The organism is Paraburkholderia sp. Ac-20340 (assembly GCF_017104965.1).
Classification (GTDB): domain Bacteria; phylum Pseudomonadota; class Gammaproteobacteria; order Burkholderiales; family Burkholderiaceae; genus Paraburkholderia.
Window position 1 is genome coordinate 105,735 of sequence record NZ_JAAGPR010000008.1, and the last position, 16,315, is coordinate 122,049.

The 16,315-nt window shown below is 64.4% G+C and carries 16 protein-coding genes; 11 read left to right on the forward strand and 5 right to left on the reverse strand.

Annotated features, from left to right (window positions below; translation table 11 throughout):
- Window positions 1-58 precede the first annotated feature (58 nt).
- The 3 genes from dksA (at window position 59) to hslU (ending at window position 2,780) form a co-directional block, all read left to right on the forward strand.
- Complete coding sequence (gene dksA / locus G3N59_RS13135) at window positions 59-478, forward strand: RNA polymerase-binding protein DksA (protein ID WP_205983067.1); 420 nt, start codon at window positions 59-61, stop codon at window positions 476-478.
- Window positions 479-871: 393 nt separating this feature from the next.
- Complete coding sequence (gene hslV, locus G3N59_RS13140) at window positions 872-1,408, forward strand: ATP-dependent protease subunit HslV (RefSeq protein WP_103702740.1); 537 nt, start codon at window positions 872-874, stop codon at window positions 1,406-1,408.
- Window positions 1,409-1,433: 25 nt separating this feature from the next.
- Window positions 1,434-2,780, forward strand: a complete 1,347-nt coding sequence (gene hslU / locus G3N59_RS13145; protein ID WP_205983069.1) for an ATP-dependent protease ATPase subunit HslU — start codon at window positions 1,434-1,436, stop codon at window positions 2,778-2,780.
- 96 nt (window positions 2,781-2,876) lie between these two features.
- On the opposite strand, the gene G3N59_RS13150 is transcribed toward hslU, so the two are convergent.
- Together G3N59_RS13150 and G3N59_RS13155 are read right to left on the reverse strand one after the other, a co-directional pair.
- A complete protein-coding gene (locus tag G3N59_RS13150; protein ID WP_205983071.1) occupies window positions 2,877-3,419 on the reverse strand; it encodes a response regulator transcription factor in 543 nt (180 codons plus the stop codon).
- An 88-nt stretch (window positions 3,420-3,507) separates the two neighbouring features.
- Window positions 3,508-4,875: an ATP-binding protein gene (locus G3N59_RS13155; RefSeq protein WP_205983072.1), complete on the reverse strand. Its 1,368-nt coding sequence runs from the start codon at window positions 4,873-4,875 to the stop codon at window positions 3,508-3,510.
- 116 nt (window positions 4,876-4,991) lie between these two features.
- On the opposite strand from G3N59_RS13155, the gene G3N59_RS13160 reads away from it, so the two are divergent.
- Window positions 4,992-6,626 carry a hypothetical protein gene (locus G3N59_RS13160; protein ID WP_205983074.1) on the forward strand — a complete coding sequence of 545 codons (1,635 nt, stop codon included), beginning with the start codon at window positions 4,992-4,994 and terminating at the stop codon, window positions 6,624-6,626.
- Window positions 6,627-6,636: 10 nt separating this feature from the next.
- Here G3N59_RS13160 and G3N59_RS13165 read toward each other — a convergent pair whose 3' ends face one another.
- Entirely contained in the window at window positions 6,637-6,864 is a 228-nt protein-coding gene (locus G3N59_RS13165; protein ID WP_205983075.1) for a cysteine-rich CWC family protein, read from the reverse strand.
- Window positions 6,865-7,188: 324 nt separating this feature from the next.
- On the opposite strand from G3N59_RS13165, the gene argB reads away from it, so the two are divergent.
- The 7 genes from argB to G3N59_RS13200 all read left to right on the forward strand — a co-directional run bounded on the left by argB (window position 7,189) and on the right by G3N59_RS13200 (window position 14,517).
- Window positions 7,189-8,088, forward strand: coding sequence for an acetylglutamate kinase (gene argB / locus G3N59_RS13170; RefSeq protein ID WP_205983076.1), 900 nt, complete (start codon window positions 7,189-7,191; stop codon window positions 8,086-8,088).
- Window positions 8,089-8,217: 129 nt separating this feature from the next.
- The gene (locus G3N59_RS13175; RefSeq protein ID WP_205983077.1) at window positions 8,218-9,000 is read left to right on the forward strand and encodes a pyrimidine 5'-nucleotidase; all 783 of its coding nucleotides are present in this window, start codon (window positions 8,218-8,220) and stop codon (window positions 8,998-9,000) included.
- Between the two features lie 190 nt (window positions 9,001-9,190).
- Window positions 9,191-9,868 (forward strand): nucleoid occlusion factor SlmA, encoded by a 678-nt coding sequence (gene slmA / locus G3N59_RS13180; protein WP_205983078.1) that lies wholly within the window; start codon window positions 9,191-9,193, stop codon window positions 9,866-9,868.
- Window positions 9,869-10,114: 246 nt separating this feature from the next.
- Entirely contained in the window at window positions 10,115-11,260 is a 1,146-nt protein-coding gene (locus tag G3N59_RS13185) for a homoserine O-acetyltransferase (protein WP_205983079.1), read from the forward strand.
- Window positions 11,257-11,865 carry a methionine biosynthesis protein MetW gene (metW, locus tag G3N59_RS13190; RefSeq protein WP_205983080.1) on the forward strand — a complete coding sequence of 203 codons (609 nt, stop codon included), beginning with the start codon at window positions 11,257-11,259 and terminating at the stop codon, window positions 11,863-11,865. The genes G3N59_RS13185 and metW overlap by 4 nt, the downstream gene beginning before the upstream one ends.
- Window positions 11,866-11,932: 67 nt before the next feature.
- Complete coding sequence (locus G3N59_RS13195; protein ID WP_205983081.1) at window positions 11,933-13,351, forward strand: AmpG family muropeptide MFS transporter; 1,419 nt, start codon at window positions 11,933-11,935, stop codon at window positions 13,349-13,351.
- A gap of 122 nt (window positions 13,352-13,473) precedes the next feature.
- Window positions 13,474-14,517, forward strand: coding sequence for a M48 family metallopeptidase (locus G3N59_RS13200; RefSeq protein ID WP_205983248.1), 1,044 nt, complete (start codon window positions 13,474-13,476; stop codon window positions 14,515-14,517).
- Between the two features lie 39 nt (window positions 14,518-14,556).
- On the opposite strand, the gene G3N59_RS13205 is transcribed toward G3N59_RS13200, so the two are convergent.
- Both G3N59_RS13205 and G3N59_RS13210 read right to left on the reverse strand, forming a co-directional pair.
- Complete coding sequence (locus G3N59_RS13205; RefSeq protein WP_205983082.1) at window positions 14,557-15,339, reverse strand: exodeoxyribonuclease III; 783 nt, start codon at window positions 15,337-15,339, stop codon at window positions 14,557-14,559.
- Between the two features lie 71 nt (window positions 15,340-15,410).
- On the reverse strand, window positions 15,411-16,256 hold the full coding sequence (locus G3N59_RS13210) for a polyphosphate kinase 2 family protein (RefSeq protein WP_205983083.1): 846 nt from the start codon (window positions 16,254-16,256) through the stop codon (window positions 15,411-15,413).
- Window positions 16,257-16,315 lie beyond the last annotated feature (59 nt).

Consider the following 16,315-nt stretch of genomic DNA (forward strand, 5'->3'; position numbering starts at 1 on the left):
CACAAAAGTGCAGGCAAACTGTGCCAGTTTTGCCTCACTCATTGAAGAAGCAAGCCAGATGACGACGACACGACTCTTGACCGAAGCCGAAATCCTGAAGATGAGCGACAAGGATTACATGAACGAGGATCAGCTCGCCTTCTTCAAGAACCGGCTCGAACAGCTGCAGGCGGAAATTCTCCGCAATGCGGGACAGACCACCGAGAACCTGCGTGAAACGGTGATCGTGCCCGATCCGGCCGACCGCGCAACGATCGAGGAAGAGCATGCGCTCGAACTGCGCACGCGCGACCGCGAGCGCAAGCTCCTGAAGAAGGTGCAGCAATCGATCGCGCGCATCGAATCGGGCGATTACGGCTGGTGCGAAGAAACCGGTGAGCCGATCGGCATTCCGCGTCTGCTCGCCCGCCCGACCGCTACGCTCTCGCTCGAAGCGCAAGAGCGCCGCGAACTGCGCCAGAAGCTGTTCGGCGACTGACCGGCTGCCGGCTGCGCCACGTACCCCGTGAGCGCTTGCCGGATCGACTGCCTTCTCGAAGAAGCGCACGGAGCCCCGTGCGCTTTTTTTATTTGCGCGTGCCGCCCGCGTGCGCCAATACGCATCCCGCTCCCGCCTGCGTCGCACGCCTCTTCGGCGTATTCAGCGCGCTTATCCCGTTTTCTGCGCCGCGCACTCTTGAAGTGCCCGCCGCCGCCCTAAACTTCTATCGACACGCCCGCCAGCGCGTCCTGATGCACGGCTTTGTGCAAGTCCGAAGCCCATTCGCCAGGCACGCGCGGCGCGTACCGAATCCCGATGGCGCGGCAACGCGGAAATGACCTCCGCAGCCGCGCCAGTCTCTACCTGGCATCAACGGTAAAAGGAACGCACATGGAGCAATTTCACGGCACGACGATCGTATCCGTGCGGCGCGGCGACAAGGTCGCCCTCGGCGGCGACGGCCAGGTCACTCTCGGCAATATCGTCATGAAGGGCGGCGCGAAGAAGGTGCGGCGCATCTACGGCGGCAAGGTCATGGTCGGCTTCGCCGGCGGTACTGCCGACGCGTTTTCGCTGCTCGACCGCTTCGAAGCCAAGCTCGAAAAACATCAGGGCAATCTCACGCGCGCAGCCGTCGAGCTCGCCAAGGACTGGCGCACCGACCGCATGCTGCGCCGTCTCGAAGCGATGCTGATCGCCGCCGACGCCACCACCACGCTCGTCATCACCGGTAACGGCGACGTGCTCGATCCCGAAGGCGGCATCTGCGCGATCGGTTCGGGCGGCTCGTACGCCCAGGCGGCCGCAAAAGCGCTCGTCGACAACACCGACCTCTCGCCGCGCGAGATCGTCGAAAAGTCGCTCGAAATCGCGGGCGACATGTGTATCTACACGAATCACAACCGCGTGATCGAAACCATCGAGTAACCCACCAGGACGACAAGGAATCACGATGAGCACCATGACTCCCGCCGAGATCGTCTCGGAACTCGACAAGCACATCATCGGCCAGGCCAAGGCTAAAAAGGCCGTGGCTGTCGCGCTGCGCAACCGCTGGCGCCGTCAGCAGGTGGCCGAGCCGCTGCGCCAGGAAATCACGCCGAAGAACATCCTCATGATCGGGCCGACGGGCGTCGGCAAGACCGAAATCGCCCGCCGTCTGGCCAAGCTCGCCGACGCGCCGTTCATCAAGATCGAAGCCACCAAGTTCACCGAAGTGGGCTATGTGGGCCGCGACGTCGACAGCATCGTGCGCGATCTCATCGAAATTTCGGTGAAGCAGACGCGCGAAACGGAAATGCGCAAAGTGCGCAGCAAGGCCACCGATCAGGCCGAAGACCGCATTCTCGACATCCTGCTGCCGGGCGCTCGCCCGGTCGGTTTCAGCCCGTCGGAAGCGGCGCCTGCCGAAGGCGATAACGCCACGCGCCAGACCTTCCGCAAGCGTCTGCGCGAAGGCCAGCTCGACGACAAGGAAATCGAACTCGACGTCGAAATGCCGCAAGCCGGCATGGACATCATGGGTCCTCCGGGCATGGAAGACATGACCGAGCAGATCCGCTCGATGTTCGCCAATCTGGGCGGCGGCAAGAAGGCGCGCCGCAAGGTGAAGGTCAAGGAAGCGCTCAAGCTGCTGACCGACGAGGAAGCGGCCAAGATGCTCAACGACGAAGAGGTCAAGCAGAAGGCCGTGCAGAACGTCGAGCAGAACGGCATCGTGTTCCTCGATGAAATCGACAAGATCGCCTCGCGCAATAACGAAGGCGCAGGCGGCGGCGAAGTGTCGCGCCAGGGCGTGCAGCGCGATCTGCTGCCGCTCGTGGAAGGCACCACCATCAACACGAAGTACGGGATGATCAAGACCGATCACATCCTGTTCATCGCCAGCGGTGCGTTCCATCTCGCGAAGCCGAGCGATCTGATTCCCGAACTGCAGGGCCGTTTCCCGATCCGCGTGGAACTGGAATCGCTGTCTGTCAAGGACTTCGAAGCAATTCTGGTCTCTACCGACGCAAGCCTCGTCAAGCAGTATCAGGCGCTGCTCGCGACCGAAGACGTGCAGCTCGATTTCGCCGAAGACGGCATTCGCCGCCTCGCGGAAATCGCCTACTCGGTCAACGAGAAGACCGAGAATATCGGCGCGCGTCGTCTTTATACGGTGATCGAAAAGCTGCTGGAAGATGTGTCGTTCGCGGCGGGCAATCATGCCGGCCAGAGCGTGACCGTCGATGCGGCTTATGTCGACAAGGCGCTTGGCGAAGTCTCGCAGGACGAGGATCTGTCGCGCTACGTGCTGTAAGCCGTGCTGTAAGCGCACCCGGCGTTTTCTCGCTGCACCAGCAAAAAGCCCTGCAAATGCAGGGCTTTTTTCATTGCGATACCGCTTCGAAAACGCTTACTGCTTGACCGGGCGCTTCGCGAGCTTGCGCTGCAGCGTGCGGCGATGCATGTTGAGCGCGCGCGCCGTGGCCGAAATATTGCCGCCGTGCTCGGACAGCACGCGCTGGATGTGCTCCCATTCGAGACGCGCAACCGACAGCGGCGCGGGATGCTCGATGGCGGCATCCGCCTGCAGCGCGCTGGCGTCGCCTTGCAGCGCCGTGAGGATCATTTCGACGTTGGCAGGCTTGGCCAGATAGTTATCCGCGCCGTCCTTGACCGCCTGCACCGCCGTGGCGATGCTCGCGTAGCCGGTCAGCACGAGCATGCGGGCGTCGGGCTGCAGATCGCGCAGCGGCGCGATCAGCGTGAGGCCCGAGTCGTTGCCCAGATGCAGGTCGACGGTGATCTGCCCAAACTTCTGCTGATTGGCGAAGCGGATTGCTTCTTCGGCGTTGTGCGCCTGCTGGACCTGGTAACCGCGTCGCGTCAGACCGCGCGCGAGGATGTCGGAGAAGACTTCGTCGTCGTCGATCACCAGAAAATTCATATCGCTCATGCCACTTTCTCCGTGTTGCACCGATGTTCCGTATCGTTCGGGTCGGGGCCGGCCGCGTTGATCGCGCCAGGCCTCGCCTGAACCCAGATTAATGCCCTTGATGCGCCGCTGCCGCGCCGTCGCGCGAGCCCGCAGCCACGCTCGCCTCACCCGCCACCACGCCTTCGCTGACCGGCACGCGCAGCACCGCGCGCGTGCCGCGCGCCTTGCGCGGGCGGGCGCTGACGGCCGATTCGTCCGCGCCACGGCTGGCCGAAGCGCTGGCCGAGACATCGGCGAGATCGATCGACCCGCCCAGACGCGCCGCCGACGAAAACGCCAGATACAGTCCCACGCCATGGCCGCCCTGCGTGCTGTCCACCGGCGCCGCGCCCAGCGAGGCGCGCAGCGATGGCGGAATGCCCGGCCCTGCATCGCAAACCTCGAAATCGATATACCCCGGAAGCGACGCGGCGCGTAGCGTCACAAAGTCGCGGCTCGCGCGCGCGGCGTTGTCGAGCAGGATCGTGAGGATCTGCCCGACCGCCACGGTGTCGTCCAGGCACAGGTCGGAAGGCGTATTGCCAAGCAGTTCGAAATGCACATGCGGATGGCGCAGACGCCACTGCTCGACAAACGGCTCGAGCCATTCGCTCACGGCCTGACGGCTGCCCGTGGACGATGCCCGGCTACGCAGGCGCGCCAGCGCGGACGTGCAAAGCGTGATCTGTTTGTCGAGCAGTTCGAGGTCGGCGGAATAGGGTTCGAGGCCTTTGTCGCTGCGGGCGATGTCGCGCAGTTCTTCCGTCAGCATGGCGATGCTGGACAGCGGTGTGCCGATTTCGTGCGCCACGGTGGCCGCCTGCACGCCGAGCGCCACCGCGCGTTCGTCGCGCAACAGGCGCTGCTGCGCATCCGCAAGCGCGCTTTCGCGCTCGCGCAGCGCGCGCGACATGCGCGCCACGAACCACACGATGAGCGCGACGCTCACCATGAAGTTCACCCACATGCCCGCGCGGTAGTAATCGAACAGGTTGGCGGGATTGTCGAGACTGAGCGGAACGTTGTCGAAACCGAGCAGCACGTAGCAAACGACCGCAAAGCACGCGAGCCAGGCCGTGAGATACCACGGCAGCACGGCGGCCGCGATGGCGAGCGACGGCAGATAAAGCGAAACGAACGGATTGGTCGTGCCGCCCGAGAGAAACAGCAGCGCCGAAAGCGCGCCCAGATCGACCCATAGTTGACCGAACAGTTCGAGATCGGATTCGGGACGATCCTGCGTGACACGCAGCCAGGTCACGCCGTTGAACGCGACTTCGAGCGCGATCACGAACAGCATGGCGGGCAGCGGCAATTGCACGCCGAAGAAGAATTGCACGAACGCAATCGTGCACAGCTGGCCGATGATGGCGAGGCTGCGCAGCCAGAACACATGGCTAAGATTGACGCGGGCACTGACAGTTATGCGATGCATGGCGTCAGTTTACCTGTTCGGACTTGTCTGATTCATCGTCTTGAAAAGGTTTGCTTCAATATCTGTCATACGCCGATGACTGAAACGGCGGCTTTTTCCGACATGGCAAGCAGAAGATGACTACCTTTACGCCCGATCCCACTCAAACGCTGCGTGATCTCTTTTTCGATTTCGTTGATGCCGCCTGCGGCGATATGTCGTCGGTCGACAGCTTGCTGTACGCCACGCGCGCCGCGCTGCGCGGGCTCGACGACGATACGCTGATGGTGCTCGCCTCACGCGCCCAGCAGCCCGAACTGGCGAACGAAGCGGTTCGCCTGAGCGCCGCCGCCGCCCGGCTCGAACCCGGGCGCGCCGCCACGTGGTTCGCTGCTGGCCTGGCCCTGCAATTCACGAATCGCCATGCCGACGCCGTAGCACCTTACCGCCGCGCACTCGAAATCGATCGAACGTTTCCAAATCTGCGCAACAATCTTGCGACCGCCTTGATGCAGATCAATTCGAACGCCGACGAAGCCAACTCACTGCTCGATGAACAGCTCGCGCAGGACCCCGATGACATCAACACCTTGACCAATCTCGGCCGCGTGCGTGCCGACGAAACCGATGTCGCACGGCCACTCGAAGCGAGCCGCCGGGCCATTGCGCTGGCGCCTCACAATCCGCTGGCGCTCAACAACTACTCGATGGCCAACCGGGAGGCGCAGAACTGGGCGGAAGCCGAGCGCGCGGCCCGTACCGCCTGCCAGTATGCCCCGAACGACGCCTCGATACGCGTGAACCTGGCGATGACGCAGCTCGTGCGCGGCAACTTCGCCGATGGCTGGGCCGATCACGAGTTGCGCTGGCAAGGTTCGAGCGAACTGAAAGCCGGTCGCCCGGTGTTTCCGAAGCCCGAATGGCGCGGCGAGCCGCTGGCCGGCCGCACGCTGCTGGTGTGGGGCGAACAGGGCATGGGCGATCTGCTGCAGTTCAGCCGCTATATCCCGATGCTCGCCGAACGCGTGCGCCGCGAAGGCGGCAAACTCCTGTGGAATTCGTTCCCGCAGATGGGCGCGCTGCTCGCTCGCAGCATGGCCGGGCACTATGACCAGTACACGGCGGGCGGCCCTGTCGAAGCGCTGCCGCCGTTCGATTACGAGATCTCGCTGGTCAGCCTGCCGTTGTTCTTCGCCACCCGCGAAGACACGATTCCCGGCCCGACGCGCTATCTGAGTTCCGAACCGGCCGCCACCGCGCGCTGGCGCGAACGCCTGGCCGGTGAGACGCGCCTGAAAGTCGGCCTGACCTGGACCGGCAGCCTCACGCACAAGCGCAATCCGTTCCGGCGCGTTGGCCTGGATCGCCTGGCGCGTCACTTCGGCGGCCTCGACAACGTGGCGTTCTACTCGCTGCAACCGGGCGCCGAAGCCGACGTCGCCGCCGCGCGCGAAGCCGGCTTCGAGGTGATCGACTTCACCCGCGAGTGGAAAAATTTCGACGACACCGCCGCTTTTGTCGATGCGCTCGATCTGGTGATCTCGGTTTGCACGTCGAGCGCGCATCTGGCCGGTGCGCTCGGCCAGCGCACCTGGGTGCTGCTGGACGTGAATCCGCATTGGGTCTGGCTGCTCGATCGCCGCGACAGCCCGTGGTACCCGAACACCACGTTGTATCGGCAGAAGCAGTTCAGGCAATGGGAGCCGGTGCTCGACGACATGCGCGCCGATCTGGCGAAACTGGCCGCCGCCCATCGGGCCGGGGCGGCCTGAGCATCGCGCGTCAGCGGGGCGCGCCGCTCTTCGGCGCGCCGCCCGCCGCCACCGCCGCGGCGAGACATTCGGGGCACATGCAGCGGCCACGCGGGTCGAGCTGGTTGGCCGGCAAGGCCGGCAGCGCGTTGCACCAGCAATCGAATGGCTCGGTGTGGCGGCCGCAGTCGAAGGCGCAGCCGCAGCGCGGACAGCGCGCGTGCCGGACGGCATGCGGGGATGAAGCGGAGGCGGTCATGGCGGCGCGCTCCCAGGAAAGCCGGCGGCGGCAATGAAGAAATGATGCCACAGCGCGAGCTTCGCCCAAACGCCCCGCTCGCGCGCCATCGGCAGGGTTGTCGCAAGATTTTCACGGAAATTGCCGCAAGATCGCGCACAAAGCACGCCAATTACGCCATGACGCGCGCATCTGTCGCATGATTGCATCGCTGCCGGCCGCCACCTGGCGAAAACCCTGTTGCAGCGCGCTAGTCCTGTACAATTCGGCCTGTTTCGCCCGCGCTTTTACCAGCGCGCCTTTTCAGGCGTTTTTCGCCCCGTTTTCCTGTCCAGCCCCGCCGCCATGTCCGAGCCCATCGACCTCTCGCAGATCGCGCCTACCCTGAAAGCCGAAATCCTGGCCGAAGCGCTGCCCTACATCCGCCAGTACCACGGTAAGACCGTCGTCATCAAATACGGCGGCAACGCCATGACCGAAGAGCGTCTGAAGCAGGGCTTCGCGCGCGACGTGATCCTGCTCAAGCTCGTGGGTATCAACCCGGTCATCGTGCACGGCGGCGGCCCGCAGATCGACACGGCGCTGAAGAAGATCGGCAAGCAGGGCACCTTCATCCAGGGCATGCGCGTCACGGACGAAGAAACCATGGAAGTCGTCGAGTGGGTGCTCGGCGGCGAAGTGCAGCAGGACATCGTCACGCTGATCAACCACTTCGGCGGCCATGCGGTCGGCCTGACCGGCAAGGACGGCGGCCTGATCCACGCCCGCAAGCTGATGATGCCGGACCGCGACAACCCGGGTCAGTACATCGACATCGGCCAGGTGGGCGAAGTCGACGCGATCAACCCGGCAGTCGTGAAGGCGCTGCAGGACGACGCGTTCATTCCGGTGATCTCGCCGATCGGTTTCGGCGAAGACGGCCTGTCGTACAACATCAACGCCGACCTCGTGGCGGGCAAGCTCGCGGTCGTGCTGAACGCCGAAAAGCTCGTCATGATGACGAACATCCCCGGCGTGATGGACAAGGAAGGCAACCTGCTGACCGATCTTTCGGCGCGCGAGATCGACGCGCTGTTCGAAGACGGCACGATCTCGGGCGGCATGCTGCCGAAGATCTCGTCGGCGCTGGACGCGGCCAAGAGCGGCGTGCGCTCGGTGCACATCATCGACGGCCGTATCGAGCATTCAGTGCTGCTGGAAATCCTGACCGAACAGCCGTTCGGCACGATGATCCGCTCGCACTAAGCGTCACACCAGGCTGTACTTGCTGCGCCCGGTTTCACGGGTCCGGCAGCAAACCGGCGGCGGCTTCACGCTGCCGCCGGCTTCTCTCTTCGCGCGACATACGCGCCTGCATTCGATGAACGCAGCACGATGACCCGCAGCACATCCGACACTTCCCGTCCGCTTCGTCGTCGCCCGCATGCTGCACGCGGCTCGCGCGGCGCCAGCACGCCCGGCCGGCGCACGCCCATCTGGCTGTTCGATCTCGACAACACGCTGCATGGCGCCTCGCGCGCGATCTTCCCGGCCATCAACCGGGGCATGACGCAGTACATCATCGATGCACTGGGCGTGAGCCGCGATGTCGCCAACCATCTGCGCACCAGCTATACGCAGCGTTACGGCGCGGCGCTGCTCGGTCTCACGCGCCATCATCCGATCGATCCGCACGACTTTCTGAAGGTCGTGCACACCTTCCCCGATCTGCCCAACATGGTTCACGCCGAGCGCGGTCTCGCACGCACGCTCGCGGCGCTGCCGGGCCGCAAGATCGTGCTGACCAACGCGCCCGAGGCCTACGCGCGCGCCATGCTCGCGGAACTGGGTATCGAACAGCTGTTCGAGCGCGTGGTGGCGATCGAGCACATGCAGACGCGCGGACGCTGGCGCGCCAAGCCCGACCACGGCATGCTGCGCGCCGTGCTGCGCGAGGCGCGCGCGCCGCTCGCGGACGCCATCCTCGTCGAGGACACGCACGGGCATCTGAAGCGCTACCGGCGTCTGGGCATCCGCACGGTCTGGATCACCGGCCATCTGCCCGCGCATCTGGAGCGCTGCAGCCGGCCGCACTATGTCGATCACCGCGTTCGTTCGTTAAAATCCTTGCAGCGCGGCCTGCAGCACACGCCGCTGCGAGGCCGGCCGCGCGTCTGACGCGCGACTGCCCGCGCAACGGCAACGGCCGCAACCCTGACGCCCGACGGACCACGGGCGCAGCGCGCAGCACGACATGACATTCGCCGGATGCGCCCAGCGCACCCAGAGCGACGATAAACGGCAGGACTCAGCGGTACGGCGGCCCGATAACGCAATGGCCCGCCAGCCGCACTCAGGGGCGACATTCATGCAGCCGAGCCATTCGTTGGAAACGCGTGACGCAGTCGTAGCAGCAGAATCATCCGCAACACCTGAAGCCGCGCCGCGCCGCAGCCGCCCGAAGCCGGGCGAGCGGCGCGTGCACATCCTGCAGACGCTCGCGTCGATGCTCGAAGTGCCGCGCGGCGAGAAGATCACCACGGCCGCGCTCGCGGCAAAGCTGGGCGTCTCCGAAGCGGCGCTGTATCGCCATTTCGCCAGCAAGGCGCAGATGTACGAAGGGCTGATCGACTTCATCGAGCAGACGCTGTTCGCGCTGATCAACCAGATCGTCGCCAAAGAGCCGGGCGGCGTTTTGCAGGCGCGGGCGATCGCGCTGATGCTGATCCAGTTTTCCGCCAAGAACGCCGGCATGACGCGCGTGCTGACCTGCGAAGCGCTGGTGGGCGAACACGAACGCCTCGCCGAGCGCGTCAATCAGATGCTCGACCGGATCGAGGCTTCGCTGCGCCAATGCCTGCGCGTGGGCCTCGCCGAAGGCCGCGAAAGCGGCGCGCCCGCCCTGCCCGCCGGTTACGATCCGGCCGTGCGCGCCAATCTGATGGTGCGTTACGTGATCGGTTGCTGGCATCGCTATGCGCAAAGCGGCTTCACGCGCTCGCCCGCCGAACATGCGGATGAGCAGATTCGCGTGATCCTCGCGTAATCCCTCGCTAATACGCTCAAACCGGCCCGCGCGGCCGCTTTGCACTTTTTCCGATATACTCTGCATTCCTTTTGCAATACCCACGCGCCGATTTGCTGACTCGATTGCGGGCGCGTGAACTCCCTGGACATGGGTCCGGCGGAGTTCGATATAAATGCGGCTAAAGAGGTCGTCAGCTGCGCCAACTCATTCGCACTCCGCGCTCGCCGACACCGTTTAGCCGCCCGAAAAACACAGGCGGAACGAATGGAATCGATCGGCATCGTCGCTCCTCAAACACTGCATTTCGACGAGCCTCTGCAACTGCAGAACGGCACGGCGCTGGCCGGGTACGACCTCGTGGTCGAGACCTACGGCACGCTCAATGCCACGCGCAGCAACGCGGTGCTCGTCTGTCACGCGCTCAACGCGTCGCACCACGTCGCGGGCGTCTACGCGGATAACCCCAAAGATGTCGGCTGGTGGGACAACATGGTCGGGCCGGGCAAGCCGCTCGACACCAACCGCTTCTTCGTGATCGGCGTGAACAATCTGGGCTCGTGCTTCGGCTCGACCGGCCCGATGAGCATCGATCCCGCCACCGGCAAGCCGTGGGGCGCGAAGTTTCCGGTCGTGACCGTGGAAGACTGGGTCGACGCGCAGGCGCGCGTGGCCGACCGCTTCGGCATCGAGAAATTCGCGGCGGTGATGGGCGGCAGCCTCGGCGGCATGCAGGCGCTGGCCTGGAGCCTGCGCTATCCCGACCGGCTCGGCCACTGCATCGTGGTCGCCTCCACGCCGAAGCTTTCGGCGCAGAACATCGCCTTTAACGAAGTCGCGCGTTCGTCGATTCTTTCCGACCCGGACTTCCACGGCGGCGACTACTACGCGCACAACGTCAAGCCCAAACGCGGCCTGCGCGTGGCGCGCATGATCGGCCACATCACCTATCTGTCCGACGACGACATGGCCGAGAAATTCGGCCGCGCGCTGCGCCGCGCCGAAGGCGCCGAAGCCGCCTACAACTTCAACTTCGACGTGGAATTCGAAGTGGAGTCGTATCTGCGCTACCAGGGCGACAAGTTCGCCGATTACTTCGACGCCAACACCTATCTGCTGATCACGCGCGCGCTCGACTACTTCGATCCGGCCAAGGATTTCGACGGCGATCTCACGCGCGCGCTCGCGCACACCAAGGCCAAATACCTGGTGGCGAGTTTCAGCACCGACTGGCGTTTCGCGCCCGCACGCTCGCGCGAACTGGTGAAGGCGCTGCTCGATCACAAGCGTCAGGTGACTTACGCCGAGATCGACGCGCCGCACGGCCACGACGCCTTCCTGCTCGACGACGCGCGTTATCACAACGTCGTGCGCGCCTATTACGAACGTATTGCTGCTGAGGTGGGCGCATGAACCAGAGCGCTTTCGACAGTCTTTCCGCCCGTCCCGACTTTCGCACCATCGCGCGCTGGATCGAGCCGCGCTCGACCGTGCTCGACCTCGGTTGCGGCGACGGCGCGCTGCTCTCGCTGCTCGGCGAAGAGATGGAGTGCACGGGTTACGGCATCGAGATCAACGACGCGGGCGTGCTCGCCTCGACGAAAAACGGCATCAACGTGATCCAGCAGAATCTGGAAGACGGCCTGCGCCTGTTCGAAGACGCGAGTTTCGATTTCGCGATCCTTTCGCAGACGCTGCAGACCATTCACCAGACCGCCGCGATCCTGCGCGAGACCGCGCGCGTGGGCAAGGAATGCATCGTCTCGTTCCCGAATTTCGGTTACTGGCCGCACCGGCTTTCGGTGCTCAAGGGCCGCATGCCGGTGTCGAAGTCGCTGCCTTACCAGTGGCACAACACGCCGAACGTGCGGGTGCTCACGGTGAAGGATTTCGAGGCGCTGGCGCCCGAAGTGGGCATCGAAATTCTCGACCGCGCCGTGCTGCACGGGGGCCAGACCGTTCGTTGGGGTGTGAACTGGCGTGGTAGTCTTGCGGTCTATCGCGTGAAGAAACGCTGACGCCGGGACCGCGGCGCGCGCTTTTCACCGCATCCACCGATACACCGCGCCGCCGCTACCCGACGACATGCCGAATCCGCCCCAAGAGGCCACCACACAAGACGCGCACGACGCTCATGACGTCAATGCGCACGAAGACCATCCAGGCTGGCGCGCGTACCTGAACACGCACATGCTGATCTGCGTGTTCCTCGGCTTCACGTCGGGGCTGCCGCTTTTCACGCTGGTCTATCTGGTGCAGGCCTGGCTGCGCTCCGAAGGCGTCAATCTCAAGGAAATCGGCCTCTTCGCGCTGATCCAGTTTCCCTATACGTGGAAATTCGTCTGGGCGCCGCTGATGGACCGCTACGTGCCGCGTCTGCCGTGCTGGAAGCCGGGCCGCCGGCGCGGCTGGATGCTGGTCACGCAGATTCTGGTGGCAGGCGCGATCGCCGCGCTGGGCTTTGTCTCGCCGAAAGAATCGATCTGGACCGTGGCCGCGCTCACGGCGCTGGTGGCCTTTTTCGGCGCCAGTCAGGATATTTCGATCGACGCCTACCGGCGCGAACTGCTCAAGGATACCGAACAGGGTCTGGGCAACGCGGTCCACGTGAACGCGTACAAGATCGCCGCGCTGGTGCCGGGCTCGCTCGCGCTGATTCTCTCGGATCACCTGCCGTGGAGCACCGTGTTCGTCGTCACGGCGGCCTTCATGATTCCCGGCATGCTGATGACGCTCGTGGTGCGCGAGCCGGAAGTGCATGGCACGCCGCCCAAAAATCTGCGCGAAGCCATCGTGCAGCCGTTCGCCGAATTCGTGAACCGCGACGGTCTCGCCGCTGCCCTCTTCGTGCTGGCGTTCATCTTTCTGTACAAACTCGGCGATACGATGGCCACGACGCTTTCGACGTCGTTCTTCCTCGATATCGGCTATTCGCGTACTGAAATCGGCGTGATCGCCAAGATGACCGCGTTCGGTGCGAGCCTAGCGGGCGGCATTCTGGGCGGCATCGCGCTGGTGAAGATCGGCATTGGACGCGGCCTGTGGATTTTCGGCTTTTTGCAGATGATCTCGACGCTCGGTTTCGCGTGGCTGGCCCAGCTCGGCCCCGGTTCGCCCACGCTGGCGCTGATCTACGACGCCGTCGTGACGGCAAGCCACGGCGTATCGCAGATCGCGGCGATCTTCGGCGCGCATGCGCAGCTCACGCTCGATCCGCGCGCGGTCGCGCTCGCGCTCGTCTACGGTTTCGAGACCTTCGCGACAGGCCTTACACTAGCCGCCTTCACCGCCTACATCGCGAGCACGACCGACCCGCGCTACACGGCCACGCAGTTCGCGCTGTTCACGAGCCTCGCCTCGGTGCCGCGCACGCTGGCCTCCGCCGCCAGCGGCTTTGTGGTCGCGAAAATCGGCTGGTTCGATTACTTCATCGCCTGCACGCTACTCGCTCTACCGGGTATGCTCCTGCTCATTCGTATCGCCCCCTGGAGAAACCGGAAGTGACCCCGCCTCAGCATGCCGTTACCGCCTCCCGTCAGACGCACCGACGTCCGGGAGGCAGAAGCGTGCACGCCGCGGGGCCGCAGCGTGAGCGCCTTCGCACCGCCTTGCGCACGATTGCGCTGATGCTGGTTGCCGCGCTGCCTGCGGGCTTTGCGCAAGCCACTGAAAACCCGGCTGCCAATACCGCCAGTTCCGCTTCGACACCCGCTCCCGCCGCGCTCTCCAGCGCCGCTGAAACCGCGGGCGCGGCCTCGGCCAATGCGCCGACCCTGCCGCCGCCGGGCAACAACCTCGGCAATACCGGCAATCCCGGCACTCTGTCGCCCGCCCTGCAGAACGGCGGTCCGAGCACGGGCCGCGTGGTGCGCTTCGGCAATATCGGCGTATTCCGCAATCTGATTCCGTCGCCCGCGCTCGAAGCGCAGGCCGCCGCCGAATACAACGAGATCGTGCGCGGCGCCGCGCATTCGAAGCTGCTCTATCCAGAAAGCGATCCGCACGTGCAGCGCGTACGCCAGTTCGTCGACCGGCTCGCGCCGTATTCGCTCAAATGGAGCGATCGGGTGAAGAACTGGAAGTGGGAAGTGGCCGTGATCCGCTCGCCCGATATCCGCATGTACTGTCTGCCGGGCGGCAAGATCGTGGTGTACGGCGGCCTGCTCGACCGCGTCAAGCTCAACGACAACGAACTGGGCATGCTGCTCGGCCACGAGATCGCGCACGCGGTACGCGAGCATGTGCGCGAGCGTCTGGGCGAACAGCAGGCCGCGCAGATCGAATCGGGCGTCGTGCCGCAACTCTTCGGGCTGGCCGATCTGGGCGTGTTTCCGCTAGGTATCGGCTCGCGTCTGGTGGAAATGCACTATGGCCGCGCCGATGAAACCGAAGCCGATGTGATCGGCAGCGATATCGCGGCCCGCGCGGGCTTCGATCCGCGCGCGGCGCTCACGCTCTGGGACAAGCTCGCGGTGGCGACGAAGTCGGACCGCGATCAGGGCTTTATCTACGTGCATCCGTACACGCCGGCGCGGCGCGCGGATATCGCCAAGCGTCTCGCGGACATGATGCCGCTCTACGCGAAGGCCGTCGGCAAGCCGCTTAACGAATTGCCTGATTATCAGGGCATCGCGGCGGTGCAACGGCGCAAGGTGGTGGCGGCGCCCTGAGTTCGGGCGCGCGCCTGGCTGGCGATCGCTACGCCACGCTTACTTCTTCTTGACCTTCCAGTCGTAATCGACCGTCAGCGGCGCGTGGTCGCTGAACTTGATGTCGCGGAACACATCGGTGCGTTTCGCCGTCGCCGCGATGCCCGGCGTGGCGATCTGGTAATCGATACGCCAACCCACGTTCTTCGCATACGCCTGACCGCGATTGCTCCACCACGTGTACTGCTCGGGGCGCTGATCGAGCGTGCGGAACACATCCACGTAACCCACTTCGTCGAACAGTTGCGTGAGCCACGCGCGCTCTTCGGGCAGGCAGCCGGAGTTCTTCTGGTTGCCCTTCCAGTTCTTGATGTCGATTTCCTTGTGGACGATGTTCACGTCGCCGCACACGATCACTTCGCGCTCGCGGCTGAGCTCGGCCAGATGCGGCATGAACGCGTCCATGAAGCGATATTTGGCCTGCTGGCGTTCGTCGCCGCTCGAACCCGACGGCACATACACCGAGATCACCGACAGATTGCCAAAGCGCAGTTCCACATAGCGCCCTTCGGCGTCGAACTCTTCGCTGCCGAAGCCGATGATGACTTCGTCCGGCTCGCGGCGCGCGTACACGCCCGCGCCGCTGTAGCCCTTCTTCACCGCATGCTGGAAGTAACCCTTGAAATCGTGCGGCGCGAGGAATTCGGGCGTCATGTCGTCCTGCGAGCACTTGATTTCCTGCACGCAGAGCACGTCGGCGTTCTGTTCGCCGAACCATTCGAAGAAGCCCTTCTTCGCCGCGGAGCGGATGCCATTGAGGTTCGCGGTGATCACACGCAGCATTTTTCTATCCTTGTTGGGGTTTCGTTTTCAGGCGATGAAGCAGGTTCGAGCTTGAGTTTCAGGCTTGAACATCACTCGATCTTCATGCCTTCGAGTTCGGGTTTCGCCGGCGGAAATTCGAGCTTCAGGCCTTCCATCAGGCGCAGCAGCAATTCGGCCACCATGACGTTGCGATGCGTCTTCGAATCGGCGGGAATCACGTACCAGGGCGCGTGCTCGCTCGACGTGGCCGCGAGCGCGTCGCGATAAGCGGCCTGATAAGCGTCCCAGTGCTTGCGCGCTTCGAGATCGGAGAGATCGAATTTCCAGTGCTTCGAAGGATCGTCGATACGCGCCTGGATGCGACGGCGCTGCTCGTCCTTCGAAATGTGCAGCCAGCATTTGATGATGGTCGTGCCGTTTTCCACCAGCATGCGTTCGAAGTCGCGAATCTGCGCGTAGCGGCGCTCGCATTCGGCCGCGTCGATCTGGCCCATCACGCGCGGCACCAGCACGTCTTCGTAGTGACTGCGGTTGAAGACCGCCAGTTCGCCGGCGGCCGGGACGTGCATATGCACGCGCCAGAGGTAATCGTGCGACGCCTCGATCGGCGTGGGCGCGCCAAACGGCACGATGCGCAGGCCGAGCGGATCGACTTCGTGGAACACCCCGCGAATGGTGCCGTCCTTGCCGCTCGTGTCCATGCCCTGCAGCACCAGCAGCACGCGCTGATGACGCTGCGCGTGCAGACGCTCCTGCAGCACGTCGAGCTTGTCGCCAATCGCGGCGAGCCGCTCGCGATCGCTGTCCTTGCTGCCCGTGGAGAACGGCTTGGCCGACGGGTCGATCGCTTCGGGCGAGAAGGCATCGGCCTTCTTGTCGCCGAAATACGGCACGCGGAAATCGTCGAGGTTCGGGGAATTCGGGGACTTCGCCATCGCTTCGGTTCTCCTTGGTCAATCCGCCTCTTCAAGCGGCGAGGCGGCGTCGCACAACC